Genomic DNA, 6,145 nt, shown 5'->3' with positions numbered 1-6,145 from the left:
GAAGTATCTCAATAACGTGATCGAGGCCGATCACGGAAAGCTCAAGATACTGATCAAGCCGGTGCGCGGTTTCAAATCGATCCCCACGGCCTATGCCACGATCAAGGGATTCGAAGTCATGCGAGCCCTGCGCAAAGGACAGGCTCGCCCCTGGTGCCTGCAGCCCGGCATCAGGGGCGAGGTGCGCCTTGTGGAGAGAGCTTTTGGCATTGGGCCCTCGGCGCTGACGGAGGCCATGGGCATGCTCAACCACCATTTCGCAGCAGCCGCCTGATCGGCGCAGAGCGACAGCCTACCTCTGACTGCCGCCAATCTTTGCAACAGAGCCACTGAGCTTCTAGGAAGACGCAGCGCAACCGTGATGACAGGGCAGTTCGAAAATCACTGCGGAAAAAATAGAGCGGTTATGGATTACTGCGTGATTGATAACCGCTCACTCCAACGGTTAACGTGCGAAGCGAGCGCCGAGCCGTCGGCGCCAAACCGGACGCGCGTGGTGGCGGAAACAATCCGATCCGGTTCGGTGCGATCTAAGCTTCTTGGGGCGACACGATTCGCACGGCGGAAAAAGTGGATTTCAGGTTGAACAGTATCCGTCATCCCAGACCCACGTGGCGGAACCGTGTCGGTCAAGCGTCTAAAGAGGGGGCGGTGCGCCCTGCGAATTTTGGGGAAGTTCCAAGGCATGAGGGAATCGAGGTCCTTGTTGCTATGACCGGCGGCAAGCTTTTGCAGGGTGGTGGTGAGCCAGGCGAGTGGATCGACGTCCGAGAGCTTGCACGTTTCGAGAAGACTCGCGATCACCGACCAATTGTCGGCTCCGGCATCGCTGCCAGCGAATAACGAATTGCGGCGCGACAAGGCAATCGGGCGGATGCTTCTTTCGACCGTGTTGGTATCCAACTCGACGCGGCCGTCGAGCAGGCAATAGGTGAGCCGGGGCCAGTGGTTGAGCGTGTAGTTGATCGCCTCGGCCATCTTGCCCTTGGCGCTGAACCGGGCGAGGTTCTTCGAGAGATCGTCGCGCAGGTCGTCGAACAGCGGCTTCAGAATCAGCTGCCGGCCTTATTGTGTTGAAAAAGTCGGCTGCGGGAAGATTTGGACGGCGCTTCGCGACGGATGTGGGGTATCCGTCATCCCAGACCCACGTGGCGGAACCGTGTCGGTCAAGCGTCTTAGGAGGGGGCGTTGCGCCCGGCGATCTTGGGGAAGTGCCAGGGCATGAGGGAATCGAGGTCCTTGTTGCTATGACCGGCGGCAAGCTTTTGCAGGGTGGTGGTGAGCCAGGCGAGTGGATCGACGTCCGAGAGCTTGCACGTTTCGAGAAGACTCGCGATCACCGACCAATTGTCGGCTCCGGCATCGCTGCCGGCGAACAACGAGTTGCGGCGCGACAGGGCAATCGGGCGGATGCTTCTTTCGACCGTGTTGGTATCGAGCTCGACGCGGCCGTCGAGCAGGCAATAGGTGAGCTGCTGCCAGTGGTTGAGCGTGTAGTTGATCGCCTCGGCCATCTTGCCCTTGGTGCTGAACCGGCCGAGGTTCTTCGAGAGATAGTCGCGCAGGTCGTCGAACAGCGGCTTCAGCATCAGCTGCCGGCCTTCGAACCGCCGTTCGGGCGACTTGCCCCTGAGCGTTGCCTCGATCTTGTAGATCGCCGAGAAGCGGCGCAGTACTTCGGCCGCAACGGGCTCCTTCTCGCGAAAATCGTAGAATTTGCGCCGCGCGTGAAGCAGGCAGAATGCGAGGGTGGCACCGTTGCGACGCTTGATCTCGTTGTAGCCGGCATAGCCGTCCACCTGCAGCACCCCGGCGAAGTCGCCGAGATGGTCGATCGGATGCTCGCCGCCGCGGCCGGTGGCGTACATGTAGACGACGGCGGGTGGCGCAGTGCCGCCCCAAGGCCGATCATCGCGGGCATAGGCCCACAGCTGGCCGGTCTTGGTCTTGCCGGTCCCGGGAGCCAGCACGGGCATGCGCGTCTCGTCGGCGAACAGCTTCACCGAACTCCTGAGTTCGGCGAGCAGATGCGCGCGCAGTGGAGTCAGCCACCATCCGACGCGCCCGACCCAGTCGGCGAGCGTTGCCCGGTCGAGATCGATCCCCTGGCGGGCGTAGATCTGGGCTTGCCGGTAAAGCGGAAGGTGATCGGCGTAGCGCGCGACGATGACCTGGGCGACGAGCGCGTCGGTGGGCAGGCCCTGATCGACGATGAAGCTTGGCGCCGGCGCCTGGGTGACGCCGCCCTCGTCGCAGCCGCGGCAGCCATAGCGCGGACGGCGGGTGACCAACACGCGGAAGATGGTGGGCACGACGTCGAGGCGCTCGGTGACGTCCTCGCCGATGACATGAAGATCGCCGCCGCAGCAGGCACACTGCTTGTCTTCGATGTCGACGACCTGCTCGATACGCTCGAGATGGGCGGGCAGCGCTCCACGGTTGTTGCGGCGGCGGCGCTTTGTCTCGCTGGTCGCGTCAGCCTGGTCGATCAGCGCCTCGAGCCCGGCCTCGGCGCGCGACAAGGCAGCTTCGAGCTCTTCGAGCACGAGCTGGTACTGGTCGGGATCGAGCCGCTCGGCGCTCTGGCCGAAACGGTGGCGCTTTAACTGGTCGAGAATGTCGTTGAGGCGTATCCGTCATCCCAGACCCACGTGGCGGAACCGTGTCGGTCAAGCGTCTTAGGAGGGGGCGTTGCGCCCGGCGATCTTGGGGAAGTGCCAGGGCATGAGGGAATCGAGGTCCTTGTTGCTATGACCGGCGGCAAGCTTTTGCAGGGTGGTGGTGAGCCAGGCGAGTGGATCGACGTCCGAGAGCTTGCACGTTTCGAGAAGACTCGCGATCACCGACCAATTGTCGGCTCCGGCATCGCTGCCGGCGAACAACGAGTTGCGGCGCGACAGGGCAATCGGGCGGATGCTTCTTTCGACCGTGTTGGTATCGAGCTCGACGCGGCCGTCGAGCAGGCAATAGGTGAGCTGCTGCCAGTGGTTGAGCGTGTAGTTGATCGCCTCGGCCATCTTGCCCTTGGTGCTGAACCGGCCGAGGTTCTTCGAGAGATAGTCGCGCAGGTCGTCGAACAGCGGCTTCAGCATCAGCTGCCGGCCTTCGAACCGCCGTTCGGGCGACTTGCCCCTGAGCGTTGCCTCGATCTTGTAGATCGTATCCGTCATCCCAGACCCACGTGGCGGAAGTGGCCATGAGCTCTGAGTGTGCCGCGCATATCGCATCATTTGATTCGGCGGGGTGTCTGTGGAGCAGGAGATCGACGGCAGTGGCGGGCTGGAGAACGGGCGCCGGCGGCGCTGGACGCTGGAAGAGAAGCGCGCAGTGGTCGAGCTGTCGCTCGATCCGACGTGCAGCATGGCGGAGGTGGCGTCGTGCTTCGACGTCCTTCCGGCCCAGATATATGGCTGGCGCCGCGAGCTGCGCGAGACAGCGGAAGCCAAGGCGCGCGAAGACGGGCCGATGTTCCTGCCGGCGGTGATCGAGCCGGCGTCGGTGCCGGCGATGCTGCTCGAGCCGGAGGCAGCCGGCGTCCGGCTGATGCCCGATACTCTGGTCCAGGTCGCGATGGAGGTCCACGGCGTGCCGGTGATGATCGCCCATGGCGCGAGCGCGACGCTGGTTGCCGCGGTGATCGCAGCGCTGCAGAGGGCGCTATGATCGGGCCGGGCAGCGACGCCAAGGTACTGATCTACACCAAGCCGATCGACTTTCGCTGCGGCATCGACACGCTGGTGGCCAAGATACAACATGAGCTGGACCAGGACCCGTGGCGCGGGGTCGCCTATATTTTTCGTTCCAAGCGGAAGGACAGGCTGAAGATTCTGTGGTTCGACGGCACCGGCATCTGGCTGATGACCAAGCGCGCCGAGGCCGCCGAAGGGTTCGCCTGGCCGCCGGCGGTCGATGGCAGTTTTTCGATCACGGCGGCGCAGATGGCAGCACTCACCTCGGGCATGGACTGGCGTCGGCACCGCGCGCCAAGGCGCGTAAATCCGCCTAAAATCGAGAGTTTCGCTGATGCGTGAGATAGTCGCGACAGGCCGAGTCAACTGCGCTGGACGCGTTGACCTGCCCCCACCGAGTGGACCGGCTGGTTTGTTAGTGGATTAAACTCGCCGCCGCCATATCTGGGCGGAGGTGGAGCGAAGCGGAACCGGAGGCCGGATATGGCGGTGATGCCGTTTCCGGGGCCGGTGGTCGGTAGCCCAGACTGCTGTGCGGGCGGATGGTGTTGTAATGCCGCCGCCAGGCTTCGATCAGCACCTTGGCCTCGGCGAGGCTGTAGAAGATCTCGCCATTGAGCAGTTCGTCGCGCAGCGACCCGTTGAAGCTCTCATTATACCCATTCTCCCATGGTGATCCCGGCGCGATGTATAGCGTCTTCACGCCGATCTGGCCGAGCCATTGCTGGACGGCATTGGCGATAAACTCGGCGCCATTGTCCGACCGTATATGTGCAGGCGGGCCGCGAGTGACGAACAGCTCCGCCAGCGCGGCAAGGACGTCCTCATGCCGCAGCTGACGTGCCACGATGAGCGCCAGGCATTCCCTGCTAGCCTCATCGATGATGGTCAGGATGCGGAACTTGCGGCCATCATGCGTGCGCCCCTCGACGAAGTCGTAAGCCCATACATGCCCTGGATACTCAGGCCGCAGGCGGATGCACGATCCGTCGTTGAGCCATAGACGCCCGCGCTTTGGCTGGCGTTGCGGGACCTTGAGCCCCTCGCGCCGCCATATCCGCTCAACGCGTTTGTGGTTCACCGTCCATCCCGCATGACAGAGCAATGCCGTCACCCGACGATAGCCGTAGCGACCATATTGCTTCGCCAACGCGATGATATCCTCCGTCAGCGCCGGTTCGTCATCCGCCCCGCGCGGCACTTTGCGCTGCGTCGATCGATGCTGACCCAACACCCGGCAGATCCGTCGCTCGGACACCGGAAGCTCTCGTCGCACATGTTCGATGCAGCGCCGTCGCCGCGCGGGGCTCAGAAGTTTCCCCGCGCCGCCTCCTGCAAAATCAGCTTGTCGAGCGTCAGATCAGAGATCGCCCGCCTGAGCCGCAGATTCTCCTTCTCCAGATCCTTCATGCGCCGCGCCTGGTCGGTCTTCAGGCCGCCATATTCCTTGCGCCAGCGATAATAGGTCTGTTCGCTGACCGCGATCCGCCGGCACGCTTCAGCGGTCGAGGCGCCCTGCGCCAGCACAATCTCAACTTCACGCAGCTTGCCGATAATCTCTTCCGGCTTGTGCTTCTTGCTCGGCATTCGTCGTCCCTTTCGTGGTCCAGACTATCATAGTCTCTGGGCCACTCAGCGGGGGGCAGATCATCGCGTTGGCGGATCGCAAGCCTTCTATCACACCCGCGACGACTACATTCAGATGCCGCCCTTCAAGGTGTTTCATTCCGCCGATGATTATTATGCCACGCTCGCTCATGAGGCAGTGCATCTTGCAGGCCATGAAAGCCGTCTGAACCGCAAGACGCTGATTTCAACAAGCCGCGCGGACTATGCGAGGGACGAGTTAGTGGCGGAGCTGGGAGCCTGTTTCATCGGCGCCATCGTCGGTTTCAAGGTCGAGGAACGGGAAGACCATGCAGCTTACCTTGAACACTGGTTGACCGCGCTCCGCAACGATAAGCGAGCCATTTTCGAGGCCGCGCGCGAAGCGCAGAATGCCGCCGATTACCTCTTGGCGATGATGCTGGATCAAGGGGGCTGAAACGGTCCCCCGCGCCAAAAAAACGGGCGGACGCCGCGTTATCGCGGCGTCCCAATTTTGAACTAGGATTTTTGCGGTCTGCCCAAGTGGTTTATATACATATCCCGATATGGTAACTATATTGCAGCCTAGGTCGTTATCAGGTGCAAAATGGAAAATATCATCAACACCTATCAGAATCGCATAAAGGCGATGGGCTTCAAGCCTCGGCGCAAGGAAGACGTTCCTGTCGTCATGGACGTCTATTGCGAAGCACTCGCAAATGCCAAAATTGAAGGGCTGGAATTGCTTGCCGATGACCATGCCTTTTGTTTGTTATTGGTAGAAACTGAAATCCCCGTCGATGTGGCGATCAATCTAGCGCAGGAATACAACCGCGATGTTCTGTCGCGGCAGAAGATTGCTGCATGAC

9 protein-coding genes are annotated in these 6,145 nt (G+C 61.9%); 5 read left to right on the top strand and 4 right to left on the bottom strand.

Features of this window, described 5'->3' with window-relative positions:
• Positions 1 to 274: DDE-type integrase/transposase/recombinase (locus L286_RS27010; protein ID WP_021222970.1), on the top strand; the 274-nt coding region annotated here is incomplete at its 5' end.
• A 137-nt stretch (positions 275 to 411) separates the two neighbouring features.
• Here the strand turns inward: L286_RS27010 and L286_RS47645 are convergent.
• The 3 genes from L286_RS47645 to L286_RS47640 form a co-directional block, all read right to left on the bottom strand.
• On the bottom strand, positions 412 to 1,050 hold the full coding sequence (locus L286_RS47645) for an IS66 family transposase (RefSeq protein WP_335339123.1): 639 nt from the start codon (positions 1,048 to 1,050) through the stop codon (positions 412 to 414).
• A 125-nt stretch (positions 1,051 to 1,175) separates the two neighbouring features.
• The gene (gene tnpC / locus L286_RS27005; protein WP_235589631.1) at positions 1,176 to 2,618 is read right to left on the bottom strand and encodes an IS66 family transposase; all 1,443 of its coding nucleotides are present in this window, start codon (positions 2,616 to 2,618) and stop codon (positions 1,176 to 1,178) included.
• 60 nt (positions 2,619 to 2,678) lie between these two features.
• Positions 2,679 to 3,170: an IS66 family transposase gene (locus L286_RS47640; protein WP_020820222.1), complete on the bottom strand. Its 492-nt coding sequence runs from the start codon at positions 3,168 to 3,170 to the stop codon at positions 2,679 to 2,681.
• 79 nt (positions 3,171 to 3,249) lie between these two features.
• Here L286_RS47640 and tnpA point away from each other — a divergent pair, with 79 nt between their 5' ends.
• Entirely contained in the window at positions 3,250 to 3,663 is a 414-nt protein-coding gene (tnpA, locus tag L286_RS26995) for an IS66-like element accessory protein TnpA (RefSeq protein WP_020820223.1), read from the top strand.
• Positions 3,660 to 4,031 (top strand): IS66 family insertion sequence element accessory protein TnpB, encoded by a 372-nt coding sequence (tnpB, locus tag L286_RS26990; RefSeq protein WP_020820224.1) that lies wholly within the window; start codon positions 3,660 to 3,662, stop codon positions 4,029 to 4,031. The genes tnpA and tnpB overlap by 4 nt, the downstream gene beginning before the upstream one ends.
• A gap of 73 nt (positions 4,032 to 4,104) precedes the next feature.
• Here tnpB and L286_RS26985 read toward each other — a convergent pair.
• A protein-coding gene (locus L286_RS26985) for an IS3 family transposase (RefSeq protein WP_139385176.1) occupies positions 4,105 to 5,276 on the bottom strand; the annotation gives its coding sequence in 2 pieces (ribosomal slippage) (positions 4,105 to 5,012 and positions 5,012 to 5,276; 1,173 coding nt in all).
• Here L286_RS26985 and L286_RS26975 point away from each other — a divergent pair.
• A complete protein-coding gene (locus L286_RS26975; RefSeq protein WP_025160928.1) occupies positions 5,266 to 5,733 on the top strand; it encodes a zincin-like metallopeptidase domain-containing protein in 468 nt (155 codons plus the stop codon). The genes L286_RS26985 and L286_RS26975 overlap by 11 nt on opposite strands.
• Positions 5,734 to 5,883: 150 nt before the next feature.
• Entirely contained in the window at positions 5,884 to 6,144 is a 261-nt protein-coding gene (locus L286_RS26970; protein ID WP_020820227.1) for a hypothetical protein, read from the top strand.
• Position 6,145: the final 1 nt, after the last annotated feature.

Source organism: Sphingobium sp. HDIP04 (genome assembly GCF_000445085.1).
Taxonomy (GTDB): domain Bacteria; phylum Pseudomonadota; class Alphaproteobacteria; order Sphingomonadales; family Sphingomonadaceae; genus Sphingobium; species Sphingobium indicum.
Note: the sequence above shows the minus strand (reverse complement) of the source record. Positions and strands in the feature narration are given on the sequence as shown.